Source organism: Marinobacter maritimus (genome assembly GCF_007671675.1).
Taxonomy (GTDB): Bacteria; Pseudomonadota; Gammaproteobacteria; order Pseudomonadales; family Oleiphilaceae; genus Marinobacter; species Marinobacter maritimus.
Map to the genome: position 1 here is coordinate 828,885 of NZ_VCGW01000002.1, position 16,207 is coordinate 845,091.

Genomic DNA, 16,207 nt, shown 5'->3' on the forward strand with positions numbered 1-16,207 from the left:
GCGCGGCTTAGCGCTCTCTAGTAGACGTCGTGCTGAGTGTTGTAGACGTTGAACTTGCCAGTCGGAGTGACCAGACGCTCGTCGTCGATAACCTTTTTCAGCTTACGGGTCTTGTCGTCCACCACTACGATGGCCGACTTCTGCTCTTTGCCATTCCATACAGAGAACCAGACTTCGTCGCCCGCCACGTTGTATTCCGGCTGAACAACGCGTTTGGGGCCTTCGCCCAGATTTGCCCATTCGGCAATTGGCAATACTTCGTAGCCGCCTTCCAGATTGTCGATGTCATACACCGCAACGCTTTGGCTGACCGACTCTGCCGGGTTAAGGGCAGTATCGACGTACAGGTTTTTGGACTTTGGATGGGTCTTGATGAACAGTGAGCCGCCGCCTTGACCATTGAGGGTGCGAACGACTTTCCAGGCTTTGTCAGGATGACCTTTTGGATCGGTACCAATCATCTGGATGGTCGGGTCGCCCAAGTGGCTGGTAGCCCAAACCGGGCCATGCTCCGGGTCTACAAAGTTGGCGCCACGGCCGGGGTGAGGGATTTTGCCCACATCCACCAGGGCTTCCAGTTCACGCTCTTTGGAGTCGACCACTGCGATCTTGTCGGACTGGTTTGCCGCAGTCAGGAAGTACCGCATGCTGCTGTCCCAGCCGCCATCGTGCAGGAATCTTGCCGCATCAATGGTGGTAGTGTTGAGACTATCCAGGTTTTCGTAATTGACCAGCATGATCTTGCCGGTTTCTTTCACGTTAACAATGAACTCAGGGTGCGCGTGAGACGCAACGATAGCGGCAACCCGTGGCTCCGGATGGTACTCTTGGGTACCTACGGTCATGCCCCGGGTAGCGACGATTTTTTTCGGTTCCAGAGTTTCGCCATCCATGATCACAAACTGCGGTGGCCAGTAAGCGCCAGCAATCGCGTATTTGTCCTCATAGCCTTTGTATTTGGAGGTTTCTACCGAACGTGCTTCCAGGCCAATCTTGATCTTGGCAACTGTGTCTGGATGCTCCATCCACAAGTCAACCATGTTGATTGCCGCATCGCGACCAATCACGAACAGGTAGCGGCCGGAGGCGGACATTCGGGAAATGTGGACGGCATAGCCGGTTTTGATGACTTCCACGATTTCTTTGGACTCGCCATCGATCAGGGCAATCTCACCCGCGTCCCGCAAAGTAACGCTGAACAGGTTCTCAAGGTCCAGATCGTTCATCTGTTTGTTGGGCCGGTCTTCCGGGGCGATGAGCACTTCCCAGGTTTCTTTCATGTCGGCCAGACCCCACTCGGGGGGTGCGGGTGGCTCGTGCATCAGGTACTTGGCCATCATCTCGACTTCTGCTTCGGTAAGGTCACCTGAGGTACCCCAGTTCGGCATGCCGGCGGGGGAGCCGTATGTGATGAAGGCCTTGAGGTAGTCAATGCCTCTTTCCTGCGTGATGTCCGGGGTTAGAGCTTTGCCAGTGGCGCCTTTGCGCAACACGCCATGGCAACCGGCGCAACGCTCGAAGAAGATCTTTTTGGATTTTTCAAACTCTGCATCGGTAAGGTCTGGCGCGCCCGGTGAGCGGACAACTTTGGCAGACTCCGAAGCGATGGGGCTGGAAGTGCCCTCATAGGCGGTTTCGGCGGGGTCGGCGTTCTTCGGGGCGGCACTTGCGGTCATCACGCCGAACGACGCGACAGCCACGGCAAGCGCCAGTGGTTTCAGGAATAAATGGGTTGCTCTCATCAGGTTCTCTCCTTTGAGTTAAGAGTGTTGTTAGGTTTGTCTTCTTTACCCTGATGAACATTGATTTAAATCATATAGATGTTATTTGTCCACTGAGTACCCACCCATGGGTATAACCAAAGAGTTGTTGTGGCGGGCGGTGTTTTTAACCAATATCAAAGATGAATTTGACTGGCGGCACCACCATGTGAAAACCCGCTGCAGAGCCATGGGAGAAAGCGAGTCGTGAATCGTTCCGAAAGGGGTCAGATCAGGCTGCAGGCCAGCGCCACAATGGTGTTATTGATGCTGGTTTTGGCGCCATCGGCATTGTTGGCAAACGAGCAGTTGGAACCGTCGCGTCACCTGGCTGATCTTGAAAACTTTGTTGTGCAGGACTGCGGCTCGTGCCACGGGCTGACCCTTAAGGGTGGGCTTGGCCCGCCCTTAAGGCCTGAAAACCTGAGTCACCTGCCTGAAGACGCCATAGCCGCCATAATTCGTGAAGGCATCCCGGGCACCGCAATGCCGCCCTGGAAGCCTTTGTTGGCTCCCGCCGATATTGATTGGATCAGTCATCAGTTAAAGGCCGGTACGCTGGTATCGCCCTGACAATTAGCCCGGAGGATGTACCAGATGTTTTGGATAACCCGCTGTGCAAAGCGCGTGTTGTTATTGTCACTGTTTTCGGTGTTGCTGAGCGGTTGCCAGGCTCTTTCTGTTTCTGATGATAGTGCGCAGAACGCGATGGCTGACAGCTTGATGGGCACCGGCGACCTGGGTCTTATTGTTGAACGGGCGACCGGTTCTTTGCTGGTTATCAACACCACTACCCACAGTGTGATCCGCCGTATTGAAGGGCTGGGGGATCTGTCTCACGCTTCCATTGTATATTCCCGTGATGCGCGTTACGGCTTCGTATTTGGCCGTGATGGTGGCCTTACCAAAGTGGATCTGCTTACGCAGTCTATTGTTGGCAGGGTGATCCAGTCCGGTAACAGCATTGGTGGCGCTATCTCCCAGGATGGCCGCTACGTTGCGGTGTCCAACTACGAGCCAGGTGGGGTGAAAGTCTTTGACAGCCAGACTCTTGAGCTGATCGCCGATATCCCTGCTACCTATATCCGTGAAAATGGTGAAACCGCGCGTTCCAAAACCGTTGGGCTGGTAGACGCACCGGGCAACCGTTTTGTGTTCAGCCTGTTTGATGCCGGGCAGATCTGGATTCTTGATATGCCGGATGGCGTTGCAGGCAGCAAGCCCGAAGTGACCCGTTTCGAGGCCGGTAAAGCACCCTATGATTCCATGATCACACCGGACGGGCGCTACTACATTGCTGGCCTGTTTGGCGAAGATGGTCTTTCAATGCTGGACCTCTGGGATACGGATGCCGGAGTTACCGAAATTCTGCCCAATTACGGCAAAGGTGAACAGCAACTCCCCGTCTACAAAATGCCTCACCTTGAGGGGTGGACTGTTGCTGATGGTCGCGCATTCGTGCCGGCAGTTGGGCACCATCAAGTGCTGGTAGCTGATATGAATGACTGGTCACTGGTGGACAAAATATCGGTACAAGGCCAGCCGGTTTTCGTGATGGCCAGTCCCGATAACCGAAGAATCTGGGTGAGCTTTGCGCACCCGAAAAACGATGTGGTTCAGGTGATCGACTCCCAGACCCGTAAAATCATCCGCACACTGGAGCCTGGCAAAGCGGTGCTGCACATGGAGTTTACCCCCCGAGGTGAAGAGGTTTGGATCTCGTCGAGAGACAGCAACCGGGTTACGGTTTACAACACAACGACTCTGGAACCCGTTGCAGAACTGGACGCGCAAAAACCCAGCGGCATTTTCTTTACCAGCCGGGCCCATGCACTTGGGTTATAGGCACACTCAAGCGCTGGCATTTACGGCGCTTCTACTATGTATGCCGGCTGCGATAACGGCCGAAGGGCTTCAGCCAATTGTATTGACTATTGATTCGGTCACTCGCGTAACAGACGTTGCGCGCTACCGCCTCAGCCAGCACTTGGCAAGGCAGGGATGCCTGGCCGAGATTCGTTTTAACCGCGAACCCGAGGCAGCGGCACTGATGTTCAGCTTGTCTGCTCAAGACAGTCAGGGCACGGTTGTATTGAGTGCGAAGAACCGCGATGGCGACTGGCCTCGCTCAGTCTGGGTCACCCGCAGAACGGCCGGAGTCCGTTCGGTTTCCGATTTGGCGGAGCGGGACCTGGCCACAGTTGCGGGTCGGGACCCGCTGGCATCGGCGCTGCCGCTTGCCGCACTGGAGGCAGCCGGTGTCTATCCGGCCCCGGCAAGATTCTATGAATCTGGAGACTTTAGCTCGGCACTGGGACTTTTGCTGCATAACAACACTCATGCTGCGGCCTCCGAGGCGGGGTTTGCCGGCCAGTTTCTTGAAAGCCGGGATCTGGTGATCACCTGGCTCGGCGACCCGGTAAAGTCAGTAGGCTGGTACCGGGGTAATGGGTGGAGTGAGCAGGCACTGGCCTGCGAAGAAGCGCTTGGTAATCTGAGGCGAGCGGACGACAAGCAGGCGTTCGAGGTTTTTCCAGAATGGGTTCATGGCTTTGCCAGAACTGATGATCAGTAACAGAGGACTGTAATACATGACGTTTTACCAGCCAGTTGGTAATGAAATAGAACTGTTCCAGGCCGCAGCCAACAATGGCCTGCCGGTTCTGATCAAGGGGCCCACCGGCTGCGGTAAAACCCGGTTTGTCCGTTATATGGCAGAGAAGCTCAATCGGCCGGTTTATACCGTAGCCTGCCACGACGACTTGACCGCAGCCGATCTGGTTGGGCGACATCTGATCGGACCGGAAGGTACCTATTGGCAAGATGGCCCGCTGACTCGCGCGGTGCGCGAAGGCGGCATTTGTTATCTTGATGAGGTGGTGGAAGCACGCAAAGATACAACCGTGGTCCTGCACCCGCTGGCGGACGACCGCCGGGAGCTGCCAATAGAACGCACCGGTGAACTGCTGATCGCAGCACCAGGTTTTATGTTGGTGGTCTCCTACAACCCGGGATACCAGAGCCTGCTCAAAGGCATGAAGCCCAGTACTCGCCAGAGATTTGTATCCCTGCGGTTTGATTATCCCTCTGAAGAGGCGGAGCAAACCATCGTGACGGAAGAATCCGGTTGCGACCGTGATCTTGCCAAGCAGCTCGTGAGTCTTGCGACAGCGCTGCGTAATCTTAAAGATCACGATCTGGAAGAGGCTGCATCAACCCGGTTATTGATACACACGGCCCTTTTGATACGTGCTGGTTTGCCAGCAGAGGTAGCCTGTCGCGCAGGCATGATCGAGCCATTGTCAGACGACGAAGCAACGGTTATTTCATTGATGGAGGTGGTATATGCAGTATTCGGGCGCCCGGAAGAAACCCGCTAGCGGGGCGATAGTGCCAGTTGTCTGGTATTTGCTGAATTTGTTGGCAACTCCGGTTATCGGTTTCGTGATTTTACTCTGGCTGTTTATGAAAAGTTCCGAAACCAATGAGCTGCGCCGGGCTCACACCCGTGCCGCTATGTTCATGTCACTGATTGGGTTTGTGCTGATCAGTTCGGGTGTTGCTCTTAGCTGGATGTTCTTCGGTGATGTGGGACATTTCGGGACATTTGCGTTGGTTTGGGCAATCGCCTTGCATACGGGCTTTGTGCTCTGGGGAATTGTTTCCTTGGCGCAAGCGATGTCGGAGAAAATGCCATACTTTCCGACCAAGTGGCTCTGACTCAACGTGATCTTTTCGGGATAAATTCTTTAGCTCTGCGTTAAGTCTCTGTGAACCGGTACGTGCATGATGGTTGTTAGAGCCGGGGGCAGATGCCTCTGGCTAATAACAAATACCGGGAGAAGTGTATGAAGAAGCTGACTCGAATGTTTCTTGCGGCAGCGATTACTGTTGCCGGGATGGGTGTAAGCTTGGCCAATGCTGATGAGATGGGTAAAAGCGACAACACGAATCACAGTGCTACGATGAAAGATGACGGCATGATGCATGACGACATGAAGAAAGACGACATGAAGAAAGATGAAATGAAGAAAGATGAAATGAAGAAAGACGAAATGATGAAAGATAACATGAAAAAAGACGATGGCATGAAGCACGACGACATGAAAAAAGATGACAGCATGATGCATGACGATATGAAGAAAGATAAGCACATGAAAGACGGTATGGGGAAATCATAGGATAGGCAGTCGTCTGGCGTTTCAAGCATATCATCCGCCCGGCTGCGCTCCGGGCGGATCTGATCAGACCATAGCTCACGTAAATGTATGAAACCCTGCAATTGCCACAATCACCACAGGCGCCCATGACTGGGCAATCAGCCTCCACCCGCGCGGTGCGTGCTTCATCTCCATGAAGTGGTCCACCAGTAGCATAGCTTTCACAATCACCAGTCCAAAAACCAACCAAGCCAGAAATTCAGGGCCAATTCCAGCCTTAAGTGCGATCACTGGCAAGGCGGTGCAAATCATCAATGCAAAATAGACCGTCAGCATCGTAAGCCCTCCCTAGGCGAGAACGTATATCATCGGAAACAACACCAGCCACACCAGGTCCACCATGTGCCAGTACGAAGCGCCGGATTCCATGCCGTTCATATCCGAACCATCGTAGTCACCGTTGCCGACTTTTACGGCCAGAACGATCAGGATGACCTGCCCAAGAATTACATGCATGAAGTGAAAGAACGTCAGAAAGAAATAGAACATGAAGAAAGTATCTGTACCCAGGTTATAGCCCTGGCTATAAAGGTTCACGTACTCATAAACTTTGCCCACGGTGTAAATGCAGGAAACCGCAACAGCCAGCCAGAGGCGCCATTGCACGCCAGAGCGTCGGTGACGGAGTTGATGAACCGATGTTGCGACCAGGTAGCTGGCGGTGATCAGTGCGGCCGTATTAAGCAGCCCGATCAACGGGTGCAGAACTTCGCGACCGGCGTGGAACGTGGCTGGATCCAGGCTGCGGGCGACCGCGAAGCCGATAAACATAATGCCGAAGACGGCCAGTTCGGCGAAGATGAATATCCATGCCGCGATATCGCCAGGTAGCTGGCGTGCACCGGATTCCGGTTCGGGCTCAAGAGCCAAGTCAGTCATATCGCTCATATCAGTGCGTCAGATTCAGATAGAGTTTGGGGAGCTGCAACGGCAACTGTGCCGGGTCGCGAATCACCACGAAGTTGTTGCTGCCGAACACATAAGGCAGGTATTCGCTCGCTTCGTCATCAATAGTCACGCAGAACGGTGTCAGTCCGGCTTTTTGGGCTTCCTGCACCGCCATGCGGGTGTCTTCCACGCCGTATCGGCCTTCGTAGATGTCGAGGTCGTTGGGCTTGCCGTCGGTCAGCAGTAGCAGAATCTTCTGATGCTCGTGGCGCGCCTGTAGCAGTTTGGTCGCCTGGCGAATAGCGGCGCCCATGCGGGTATAGAACCCTGGTTCCAGTGCCTGTATGCGGCCTCGAATGGTGCTGGTGTAGGCTTCATCAAAGCTTTTCAGATGATGGAATCGCACGTGGTCGCGCCGTCGCGATGAAAATGCAAACAGAGCAAAGGGATCGCGGCTGGCCTGCAGGGCTTCGCTGAGCAGTTGCAGTCCGTCCCGGGCAACGTCGATCACCCGCTGATGGTTGTTGATATAGGTTTCGGTCGAGAGTGACACATCCGCCAGTACCAGACAGGCGAGATCACGCTGGCTTTGCTGGCAACGGCGGAACAATTTCTGGTCAATAATCCCTTGGCCACGCCGGTTTTGAACTTCCCGCTCAAGGCAGGCGTCGAGATCCAGCTCATCGCCGTCCATTTGCCGCTTTTGCCATTGCTTCAGAGGCTTCAGAGCGCTGAATTGCCGTTGCAGACGCTTTGCCGGCCGACGTAGTGCTTCCGGAAGCTCAGCGGGCACGGCGTCTTTTGCCAGCATGGGCTGCAGGCAGCAGAATGCGTCTCGATAACTCTGGCTGCGCCAATCCCACTCCGGCAAGTGAATGCCCGGACCAAGGCGCAGGTCGTCGTGCTCCTCCGAGGGCAGGTCGAGATCAAACTTGATGGCCGATGAAGTTTCCTTGCGGTCGTTGGATACGGAGATTATGTCCATATCATTCGCAACGGCTTCGGCATCTTCTTCGTCGGTATCGTCGCCCGCCCGGTCAACCGGAATGAACTCGGTCCAGGAGAACAGGCTTTCCAGCCGAAAGAGCATCAGGCCCTGGTCGCGATTGAAGGCTTCCACCCGTTCTGCCTGTTTGCGTTTGTTTTTCTTGGTAAGACCGCCGGGGCTGGATTGGGTATCCTCATCGCCGGTTACCTGCCCGTTGGCTTTGCCTTGCTCCAGAGCGGGGTACAGCCAGAGAATGACCGGCCATAGATCGTTGTCGGCGGCGGGCAGGGAAGGAACACTGCCCGGATGGATGAGGGCCTGTCGGATTGCCTGTTCGCGGGTCGCTTCCTGAGCAGTCAGGCTTTCGGGATCAGGGCGCCAGTACAAAACTTGCTTGACCAGGCGCTGGTAAACCTTTTCCAGCCCTGGCCAGCGCGCGAGAACGCCCTGCACCAGAGCCTGGTTGCCGGTGAACCAGTCGCTGTCAGATGGAGCCGGCGAAGCCGCGAGAGCAGCAAGCCAGATATAGAGATCCCGGTTCAACTGTTTGGAAGGGAACCGGGCGATTCTCTCCGGCAGACGCAGGTTTTGGTCGTCCCGCCAGGCCAGTTCAAATTTGCGATGTGTTCCCGCGAGTTTGTGCAAAAACTTCCGACGCAGGCGGAAGTGCCGGGGTTCTGCGGTCACCAGGCTGAGTGCCGGGTCGCCCCCGAAGGCGCGGAACACAATGCCCAGGCTGCGAGCTTCGTCTTTCAGGTAAACGGCGTGCTCGGGAAATTCGCCCAGAGCTTGGCGGGTAATGTATTCATGCCATTTGTAGCCGACCCACTCTTCCATCTCGAACTCCTTCAGGCCCGCTGCCGGGCGGGTTTGCTGGCAGGCTGGTGGTTAGTATCCAGCAGGTGAATTGGGATGAGAACCGTCTGCCGGCTAGGCTCACCGGGTTGCCAGTGCAGCAAGCTGCCTTCCGGGTTGTTTTTCTGCACTTCACGGCAAGCGCTCACGCATTGCAGACATTGGGTGCAGGAAAACTTTGCACGTTTGTGGCTGCGAGTGGGCAGCCGCATGGGGCAGGCCTCGTCGCAGGCCTTGGTGCAGTCGCGGCAGGCCGCCGCACGGGTAGTATCAAAAGTAACCAGATGGCCACGGCCGTGGGTCATCCAGGCAATGCTCTGTACCACGCCAAAGGCGCAGCCGTATTTACAGAACAGGTGGCGTGCAAACAGGAAGTCCAGGGTAAAAACGGTGGTGGCTATGGCCAGAAACACCGTTGGGTAGAAGGCCAGGTTGCCGGTGACCAAGTCCGTATATAACGGGATGGGTGGCAACAGGTAAGAAAGCATAGCCAGAGCCCAGGAAAAGCCAATCAGGCTGCACACGGATGTCAGCCCCGCCCAGTGAATGACCTTGCCGCGTCGGCCTTTCCTCAGGGCTTCCCATAGTGTCGGGCGGCCTGTAATGCGGGTCATCAGGCTGTTGATGATTTCCACCACAGAAAAATGTGGGCACAGCCAACCGCAGTAGATGCGGCCCCATTTCCAGGCAACCCAAAGCACAAGGGGAACCAGAACAAGAATGGGGAGAATAAACCACAGCAGAACCTGGCTGGCGACGTCCACAGGGGAACTCTGCACCACCCAGTCGAGATTCAGGTTGAACGAAAGCGGAAAACCGAGAACAACAAATCGGGCTTCCGTTAAGTCATAGCGAAAAATATTCAAAACCGGTGCCAGCAGGAACAGCCCAAAGAACGCAGCGCGAGTGATCAGGCGCTTGCTCTGGAGTGTGTCCTTGGGGTTTGCTTGCTGCACGGTCACAGTTCAGTTCCGGATAGGCAGGGCCGGAAACGAGTTCCGGCCCTGGTGAGTTTCACGACGGCGGCTTATACGTCTTGAATAGCCGCGCCGCGGACTTCCTCGTCGAAAGACGCCTGGCCCTTGATAAAGAAGCTGCAGAAGTACACCACAAGCCCGGCCATGAAGAAGCAGCCGGCAATCATGCGTGCCCAGTAGAACAGCGAGATGTTGTCCTGGGTGGCCATGAATGACAGGGCTTCACCGCTCTCCGGAATGCGTTGCAGCCAGATTTGCAGGATGCCTGCACCGGTCAGGAACAGCGTGATGAAGACCATGGAAATGGTCATCAGCCAGAAGCCCCACATTTCCACAACCTGCGCCGTATTGCTGTTGCCATAAGGCCGGCCACGCATGATCGGTACGGCGTAGGAAATGATGGTAAGCACGATCATCACATAGGCGCCGTAGAAGGCCATATGGCCGTGGGCTGCCGTGAGCTGAGTACCGTGGGTGTAATAGTTTACTGGAGCCAGAGTATGCAGGAAGCCCCACACGCCCGCGCCCAGGAAAGCCATGACCGCCGTACCCATGGCCCACAGTGTAGCGGCCTTGTTGGGGTGATTGCGCTTACGCCGGTTGATCATGGTGAAGGCGAATAGCACCATCATGAAAAATGGCAGAGGTTCCAAGGCCGAGAATATAGAGCCCAGCCACAGCCAGTACTCAGGTGGCCCAATCCAGAAGAAGTGGTGCCCGGTACCAATAATGCCGGTAATCAGTGCCATGGCGATGATCACGTAAAGCCACTTCTCGATAACCTCCCGGTCTACGCCAGTGATTTTGATCAGCACGTAGGCGAGGATGGCGCCCATGATGAGTTCCCATACGCCTTCAACCCACAGGTGCACTACAAACCACCAGAAGTATTTGTCGGTGGCCAGGTTGCCGGGGTTATAGAAAGAGAACAGCCAGAGCACGGCCAGGCCGATCAAGCCGGTAATCAGCACAATATTGACGACGGTTTTGCGGCCTTTCAGAGCGGTCATCATAATGTTGAACAGGAATCCGACCACCACCAAAGCTATACCGATTTTCGTAATCGTCGGCTGTTCCAGGAACTCGCGGCCCATGGTTGGCAACAATTTGTTCATGGTGATATCAGCCAGAGTGGCGTAATCCACGAACAGGTAACCCAGAATCGTTAGCGTGCCGGCAACGGCAAAGACCCAGAACAGAATCCACGCAAGCAGCGGGCTGTAAAGCTCGGTTTGCGCTTCTTCAGGCACCATGTAGTAGGTTGCACCCATAAAGCCGAAAAGCAGCCAGACGATGAGCAGGTTGGTATGAACCATCCGCGCAACGTTAAAGGGGATTTCCGGAAACAGAAAATCACCTACGACATATTGCAAGCCCAGAACCAACCCGAACACAATCTGGCCGGCAAACAGAATCAGGGCGAAGATAAAGTAGGGCATGGCGACCCGTTGAGATTCGTATTTCATATCTACCCCCTTAGCCTTCAATGTTGGGTGGCCAGCCGTTATCGTCGATCTTGGACGTCCATTCTAGGAACGACGACAGATCTTCGATTTCCTGGTCAGTCAGGTTAAATTGTGGCATTTGCCGGCGGCCGGGCACGTTGGTAGGCATGGCGTTCATCCAGGCGTTCATATACGCCTTGAAGACTTCGCTATTGCCACCGCCACGGCGGTCGAATACGTTGGCGAGTTCGGGCGCGAAGTAGGCACCTTCGCCCATAATGGAATGACAGCCGACGCAGTTGTTGTTTTCCCAGACATGTTTGCCCCGGACTACCTGCTCGGTAAGCTGATCCCTGTTGTCTCGTTCGGGCATTGCCCGTACTTGAGTATCAAAAGTCAGAACCAGAAACAGCAGGATGAAGAATGTACTTCCCCCCAGATATATGTTTCTGGCCATGCTTTTGGTAAAGCGTTCGGCCATTGGTCTCTCTCCTCGGTCGTTGTGGAATACCTGACTGCCCTACTAGGATATAAAGATGTATTCATAATGCTGTTGATGATTATCAAGCATTGTCGGGAATCACACTATTGCGCCGGGGAGTTACCTCCGTAGGGGTAGATGGTAGACTTCGCGACTTGTTTTCTCTGAATCTTGATGCCCCGGAGTCATTATGGCCGCAGCGCTGGCGTTGTTTATCAAGCTGATTCCGCTCTATGTCACGGTTGCACTCGGCTGGGTTGCCGGCCGCTATCTCGAGGCAAGCGGTAAGCACATTGCGGGCATCATGCTTTATATTGTTACGCCTTCGGTGGTGTTTTCAGGTGTCATGGCGGCACCGCTTTCACCGGAAGTGATCTTCCTGCCATTCCTGGTGTTCGGGTTTGCGTCGGTGCTTGCCATTGTGCAGTTCAGGTTCGCGCGGCGGGTACTGACAGATGGCAGTGCCAGCATTGTTCCGCTGTGTGTCGGCTCGGGTAATACCGGTTATTTTGGTGTGCCGGTCGCGTTGCTGCTGTTCGGGGAAGAAGGACTGGCGATTTATATTGTGTGCATGTTGGGCGTCACCCTGTTTGAGAGTTCGGTGGGGTTCTACCTCGCCGCTCGCGGCCGGCATGATTTGAGAGAGTCGCTGTGGCGAGTCGCAAAACTGCCTTCGGTTTATGCATTCCTTGCAGCCGTGACCCTCAACCTTTCGGGTATCGGCATTCCTGAGGTGTTTATGCCGCTTTTTGACAACCTGCGCGGTGCCTACAGCATTCTGGGCATGATGATCATTGGTATGAGTATCAGCAGTTTCCGTGGCTTAGTGGGCAACGTGCGGTTTACCGCTCTGGCATTTTTCGGCAAGTTTGTGGCCTGGCCGTTATTGGCAACAGCATTCTGGTGGCTGGATTCACAGATCCTGGGTATTTATGAACCAGCGGTGCACAAGGCCATCTTCCTGATTTCCATTACGCCCATCGCAGCCAATACTGTCGTTATTGCAACCTTGCTGGACACCTCTCCCCGGCAGGCTGCAGGCACCGTTATGCTGTCGACGATCTTTGCGCTGGTGTTTATCCCTGTGATGATTTCGCTAGCGTTCTAGGGTGGTGGTTGGCCTCAGCAATATCATCTCGGGCATGGCGCACTACGCTGACGCCGGCCGTGATTGCCAAAGTGCCCATGATGGCGGCGACAATCAGGTCCGGCCATGCGCTTCCTGTACCAAAGACGCCCAGAGCGGCCGCCATGACGGCCAGATTGCTGATGGCGTCGTTGCGGCTGCATAACCAAACCGAGCGCATATCAGAGTCGCCGTCCCGAAACCGGAAAAGTAAAAACGCCACGCAGAGGTTCGCGATCAAAGCCAGCAGGCCAATCGATCCCATGGTAAACGGCTCGGGAGTGGTTCCTTGCTGCATCACCCAGAGCGCGCGCGCCCAGACAACCGTGCCGAACAAGGCCATGGTAATGCCTTTGACCAAAGCCGCGCGGCCCCGCCAAAGCATGCCCATAGACAGAACCGAAAGCGACAGGATGTAGTTGGCGCTATCACCAAAGAAATCGATGGCGTCTGCCATTAAAGAAACAGACCCGGACTGCAAACTGGCAACACCTTCCACGAAAAACATGGCCAGATTTACCCAAAGTGCAATCCAGAGTGCGCGGCGAAAACCCGGGGCAGGGGATTTCAGTTCTGGTCCAGAGCAACTGCATGCCATAAACACCTCCTGAGTAGGCAGGTAGGTATTAAAAACCCTGTAGTTGCTAGAGGGTCAACACCAAACAAGCAGTCGTGAGAGAATCTTAATTTTTACCTGGCCGGTGAGTGCCTGGCACGTGATTCTCGTGGTCGCTGTGCTTGTTGTGCAGATCCTCCAGTTCAGAGCTCAGCCCTCCCAGAATGCCGCACTCCTTAACCGTGCCAGCATCCGAGCAGGCTTTTTGTAGTTGCTGCAGAGTGTTTTCGAGGTTTGCGAGTTCTTTCAAACGATCACGCACGTGATTCAGGTGGCGGGCCAGAAGTGCATCGACTTCGTGGCAGTCTGCTTCGGGACTTTCGGAGAGCCGGATCAGTTCACGAATCTCGTCCTGGGCCATATCAAGATTGCGGCAGCGCTTGATAAATAAAAGGCGATCCAGGTGCATGTTGCGATAGGCGCGGTAGCCGCTGGCATCCCGATCCGGTTTGGGGAGCAAACCGATTTTCTCGTAGTACCGGATGGTTTCCACGGGCACAGACGAACTCCTGGATATTTCACCGATTTTCATCGTGCCTGTACTTCCTCGTTATTATTGATCTGGCCGGTGTCGGGACCGGGCTGTTTTGGCTATGGTAGAACGTCACCCTATCACTTGTGAACATTAACGGGGAGATTCACCTTGCTGGAGCGCCTGCAACGCTTGCTTGGACTGCAGACAATACCGGGTGTGTTTTTCACTTCCGCTGGCGTGGCGGCGCTGTTTGTTGCCTTGGCCATACCTTTTGATCAGGCCGTGGCGGATATTTTCGGCGCCCTGACCGGCTGGGTTGCGCAAAACCTTGGTTGGTTCTACATACTCTCGGTTACCTCGCTTTTGCTGTTCCTGCTGGGGCTGGCGGTTAGCCGTTATGGCAGTATCCGCCTGGGCGCCGACGATTCCCGGCCGGATTATTCCAACCTCACCTGGTTCACCATGCTGTTTGCTGCAGGTATCGGGACCATTCTGATGTTCTGGGGCGTAGCGGAACCGATATCGCACTTTTCTAACCCGCCTTTTGACGGTGTTCAAGCCGGTTCTGAACAAGCCGCCAGTGACGCCATGACCATAGCGCTTTATCACTTCGGCCTGCACACCTGGACGATATTCGCCATGCCCGGTTTGGCGATTGCTTACTTTGCCTACCGCCATAACCTGCCCATGCGTATCAGCAGCCTGTTCTACCCGCTGCTTGGCGACCGTATATATGGGCCCCTGGGGTGGACGGTGGATGTAATTGCCGTGCTGGGTACGTTGTTTGGGGTGGCTACCTCCCTTGGGCTTGGCACCTTGCAGCTCAACAGTGGCCTGGCCTACCTGTTTGGAACACCCTCGACAGGATGGGTTCAGGTGCTCCTCATTACGGTGATTACCAGTATTGCCGCCACATCTGTGGCGTTGGGGCTGGACAAGGGCGTGCGTCGTCTTTCCCAGATCAATATTGTGTTGGCGTTACTGCTGGTTCTGTTTGTGCTGGTGCTGGGACCCACAGTGTTCATTGCTGAGGGTATGGTTCAGAGCGTTGGCGACTACTTTGATGCACTGCCATGGCTGGCGTTCTGGACGCAGACGTATACCGAATCGGACTGGCAGCGGCAGTGGACGCTGTTTTACTGGGCCTGGACGATTACATGGGCGCCTTATGTGGGTATTTTTATTGCCCGGATTTCCCGGGGCCGCACTATCCGCGAGTTTGTCGCCGGTGTGTTATTTGCGCCAACGGTGTTTACCCTGGTGTGGTTTGGGGTGTTCGGACTCTCCGCTATCAACGTGGAAATGAACGGGCAGGTAGCCCTGTTTGAACAGGTTCAGCAGGACCCCTCGGTGGCCATTTTCGCCTTTCTCGAGGCCTTTCCACTGTCGGAAGTGGGCTCGTTGCTGAGCATCATCATTATCGTTATTTTCTTCACGACCTCATCAGATTCTGCGTCTCTGGTGATCGATATGCTCACGCGCCGGGAGGATCAGCCGTCGCTGGTGCGTCAGAGGATTTTCTGGGCGGTTGCCCAAGGAGTGATTGCGGCAACCCTGCTTCTTGCAGGCGGGCTGGATGCGCTGCAGAACGTCATTACCTCTTTGGGGCTGCCGTTCTGTGTATTGCTTATTTTTATGGCGGTGTCGCTTTTCCGGGCGTTGAGAGCTGACCATCGCGGGTATTCCGTTAGCGAACTTGTGCAGGGGCGTGTTTTCCCGGAGGTGGAGGGCACTGCAGTGCAGAAAGAGGAGGGGCAGAATGTACCGTAAAATACTGTTAGCCATAGATTATGAAGACGACGGCGAGGGCAAACGGGCGCTGGAGGAAGGTGTGAGGCTGATGGGTGAGGACAGCGAACTGCACCTGGCCACGGTGTTTAACCCTGGTGGTGCCGGGTTCTTTCCCCATGTGACCACAGACGCACCGGAAGACCGTGAAAACGAGGTAAAGGAAAGCCTCAGCCTGCTGGCGCGCAAGTACCTGCCCATGAAGTACAGCGCCAGCCTGCACGTTATAGCCGGCACTCCCGGAGAAAAGCTGTTGGCGTTGGCCGTGAATATTGGTGCAGACCTGCTTGTTCTGGTGTCCAAGGGCGCCAGCAGCCGCTGGCCAATGCGCCGGGCGACGGTTGAGTATGTGGCGGTTAACGCCTGCTGCGCGGTACTTATTTTGCCATCCCTGGTGAAAGCGCCGGAAGAAACCAGAGACACTCCCCCGGCGGGCTAAGGGGGTGTCTGATATTCAACAGCTCAGATCCTAAGCCATCGTCGAACAGCGAAAGCTGGTTTTCGTTCGGAGCTTTTTTGCTTCTGCCTTCACCTGGTCGCCGCTGAACCGGCGCGATGTAGGTGCCACCGCCAAATCGCTCCTGCTGG

18 protein-coding genes are annotated in these 16,207 nt (G+C 55.2%); 9 read left to right on the top strand and 9 right to left on the bottom strand.

Features of this window, described 5'->3' with window-relative positions; all coding sequences use genetic code 11:
- Positions 1 to 17: 17 nt before the first annotated feature.
- The gene (locus FFI90_RS10915) at positions 18 to 1,742 is read right to left on the bottom strand and encodes a nitrite reductase (RefSeq protein WP_144778031.1); all 1,725 of its coding nucleotides are present in this window, start codon (positions 1,740 to 1,742) and stop codon (positions 18 to 20) included.
- Positions 1,743 to 1,967: 225 nt separating this feature from the next.
- Between FFI90_RS10915 and FFI90_RS10920 the strand changes: the two genes are divergently transcribed.
- From FFI90_RS10920 to FFI90_RS10945, 6 genes are all read left to right on the top strand, one after another.
- Entirely contained in the window at positions 1,968 to 2,333 is a 366-nt protein-coding gene (locus FFI90_RS10920; RefSeq protein ID WP_246123485.1) for a c-type cytochrome, read from the top strand.
- 24 nt (positions 2,334 to 2,357) lie between these two features.
- Positions 2,358 to 3,605 (top strand): cytochrome D1 domain-containing protein, encoded by a 1,248-nt coding sequence (locus tag FFI90_RS10925; protein WP_186317959.1) that lies wholly within the window; start codon positions 2,358 to 2,360, stop codon positions 3,603 to 3,605.
- Positions 3,606 to 3,645: 40 nt separating this feature from the next.
- Positions 3,646 to 4,335, top strand: a complete 690-nt coding sequence (locus FFI90_RS10930; protein ID WP_186317960.1) for a PhnD/SsuA/transferrin family substrate-binding protein — start codon at positions 3,646 to 3,648, stop codon at positions 4,333 to 4,335.
- A 16-nt stretch (positions 4,336 to 4,351) separates the two neighbouring features.
- Positions 4,352 to 5,140, top strand: coding sequence for a CbbQ/NirQ/NorQ/GpvN family protein (locus tag FFI90_RS10935; RefSeq protein WP_144778033.1), 789 nt, complete (start codon positions 4,352 to 4,354; stop codon positions 5,138 to 5,140).
- Positions 5,106 to 5,480 carry a hypothetical protein gene (locus tag FFI90_RS10940; RefSeq protein ID WP_144778034.1) on the top strand — a complete coding sequence of 125 codons (375 nt, stop codon included), beginning with the start codon at positions 5,106 to 5,108 and terminating at the stop codon, positions 5,478 to 5,480. The genes FFI90_RS10935 and FFI90_RS10940 overlap by 35 nt, the downstream gene beginning before the upstream one ends.
- Positions 5,481 to 5,608: 128 nt before the next feature.
- A complete protein-coding gene (locus tag FFI90_RS10945) occupies positions 5,609 to 5,941 on the top strand; it encodes a pentapeptide MXKDX repeat protein (protein WP_144778035.1) in 333 nt (110 codons plus the stop codon).
- A gap of 75 nt (positions 5,942 to 6,016) precedes the next feature.
- Here the strand turns inward: FFI90_RS10945 and FFI90_RS10950 are convergent, their stop codons facing one another.
- The 6 genes from FFI90_RS10950 to FFI90_RS10975 form a co-directional block, all read right to left on the bottom strand.
- Positions 6,017 to 6,256, bottom strand: coding sequence for a cytochrome C oxidase subunit IV family protein (locus FFI90_RS10950; RefSeq protein ID WP_144778036.1), 240 nt, complete (start codon positions 6,254 to 6,256; stop codon positions 6,017 to 6,019).
- A 12-nt stretch (positions 6,257 to 6,268) separates the two neighbouring features.
- On the bottom strand, positions 6,269 to 6,868 hold the full coding sequence (locus FFI90_RS10955; RefSeq protein WP_246123487.1) for a cytochrome c oxidase subunit 3: 600 nt from the start codon (positions 6,866 to 6,868) through the stop codon (positions 6,269 to 6,271).
- 1 nt (position 6,869) lies between these two features.
- Positions 6,870 to 8,693 (bottom strand): nitric oxide reductase activation protein NorD, encoded by a 1,824-nt coding sequence (locus tag FFI90_RS10960; protein ID WP_144778037.1) that lies wholly within the window; start codon positions 8,691 to 8,693, stop codon positions 6,870 to 6,872.
- An 11-nt stretch (positions 8,694 to 8,704) separates the two neighbouring features.
- Positions 8,705 to 9,673 carry a 4Fe-4S binding protein gene (locus FFI90_RS10965; RefSeq protein ID WP_144778038.1) on the bottom strand — a complete coding sequence of 323 codons (969 nt, stop codon included), beginning with the start codon at positions 9,671 to 9,673 and terminating at the stop codon, positions 8,705 to 8,707.
- Between the two features lie 65 nt (positions 9,674 to 9,738).
- Positions 9,739 to 11,154 carry a cbb3-type cytochrome c oxidase subunit I gene (locus tag FFI90_RS10970; protein ID WP_144778039.1) on the bottom strand — a complete coding sequence of 472 codons (1,416 nt, stop codon included), beginning with the start codon at positions 11,152 to 11,154 and terminating at the stop codon, positions 9,739 to 9,741.
- Positions 11,155 to 11,164: 10 nt separating this feature from the next.
- A complete protein-coding gene (locus FFI90_RS10975; RefSeq protein WP_144778040.1) occupies positions 11,165 to 11,614 on the bottom strand; it encodes a c-type cytochrome in 450 nt (149 codons plus the stop codon).
- Positions 11,615 to 11,804: 190 nt separating this feature from the next.
- On the opposite strand from FFI90_RS10975, the gene FFI90_RS10980 reads away from it, so the two are divergent.
- Entirely contained in the window at positions 11,805 to 12,722 is a 918-nt protein-coding gene (locus FFI90_RS10980) for an AEC family transporter (protein ID WP_144778041.1), read from the top strand.
- Here FFI90_RS10980 and FFI90_RS10985 read toward each other — a convergent pair.
- Positions 12,691 to 13,338, bottom strand: coding sequence for a cation efflux transmembrane domain-containing protein (locus FFI90_RS10985; RefSeq protein ID WP_144778042.1), 648 nt, complete (start codon positions 13,336 to 13,338; stop codon positions 12,691 to 12,693). The genes FFI90_RS10980 and FFI90_RS10985 overlap by 32 nt on opposite strands.
- 85 nt (positions 13,339 to 13,423) lie before the next feature.
- Complete coding sequence (cadR, locus tag FFI90_RS10990; protein WP_144778043.1) at positions 13,424 to 13,888, bottom strand: Cd(II)/Pb(II)-responsive transcriptional regulator; 465 nt, start codon at positions 13,886 to 13,888, stop codon at positions 13,424 to 13,426.
- A 111-nt stretch (positions 13,889 to 13,999) separates the two neighbouring features.
- On the opposite strand from cadR, the gene FFI90_RS10995 reads away from it, so the two are divergent.
- Both FFI90_RS10995 and FFI90_RS11000 read left to right on the top strand, forming a co-directional pair.
- Positions 14,000 to 15,601: a BCCT family transporter gene (locus FFI90_RS10995; RefSeq protein ID WP_144778044.1), complete on the top strand. Its 1,602-nt coding sequence runs from the start codon at positions 14,000 to 14,002 to the stop codon at positions 15,599 to 15,601.
- Positions 15,591 to 16,058 (top strand): universal stress protein, encoded by a 468-nt coding sequence (locus FFI90_RS11000; protein WP_144778045.1) that lies wholly within the window; start codon positions 15,591 to 15,593, stop codon positions 16,056 to 16,058. The genes FFI90_RS10995 and FFI90_RS11000 overlap by 11 nt, the downstream gene beginning before the upstream one ends.
- Positions 16,059 to 16,207 lie beyond the last annotated feature (149 nt).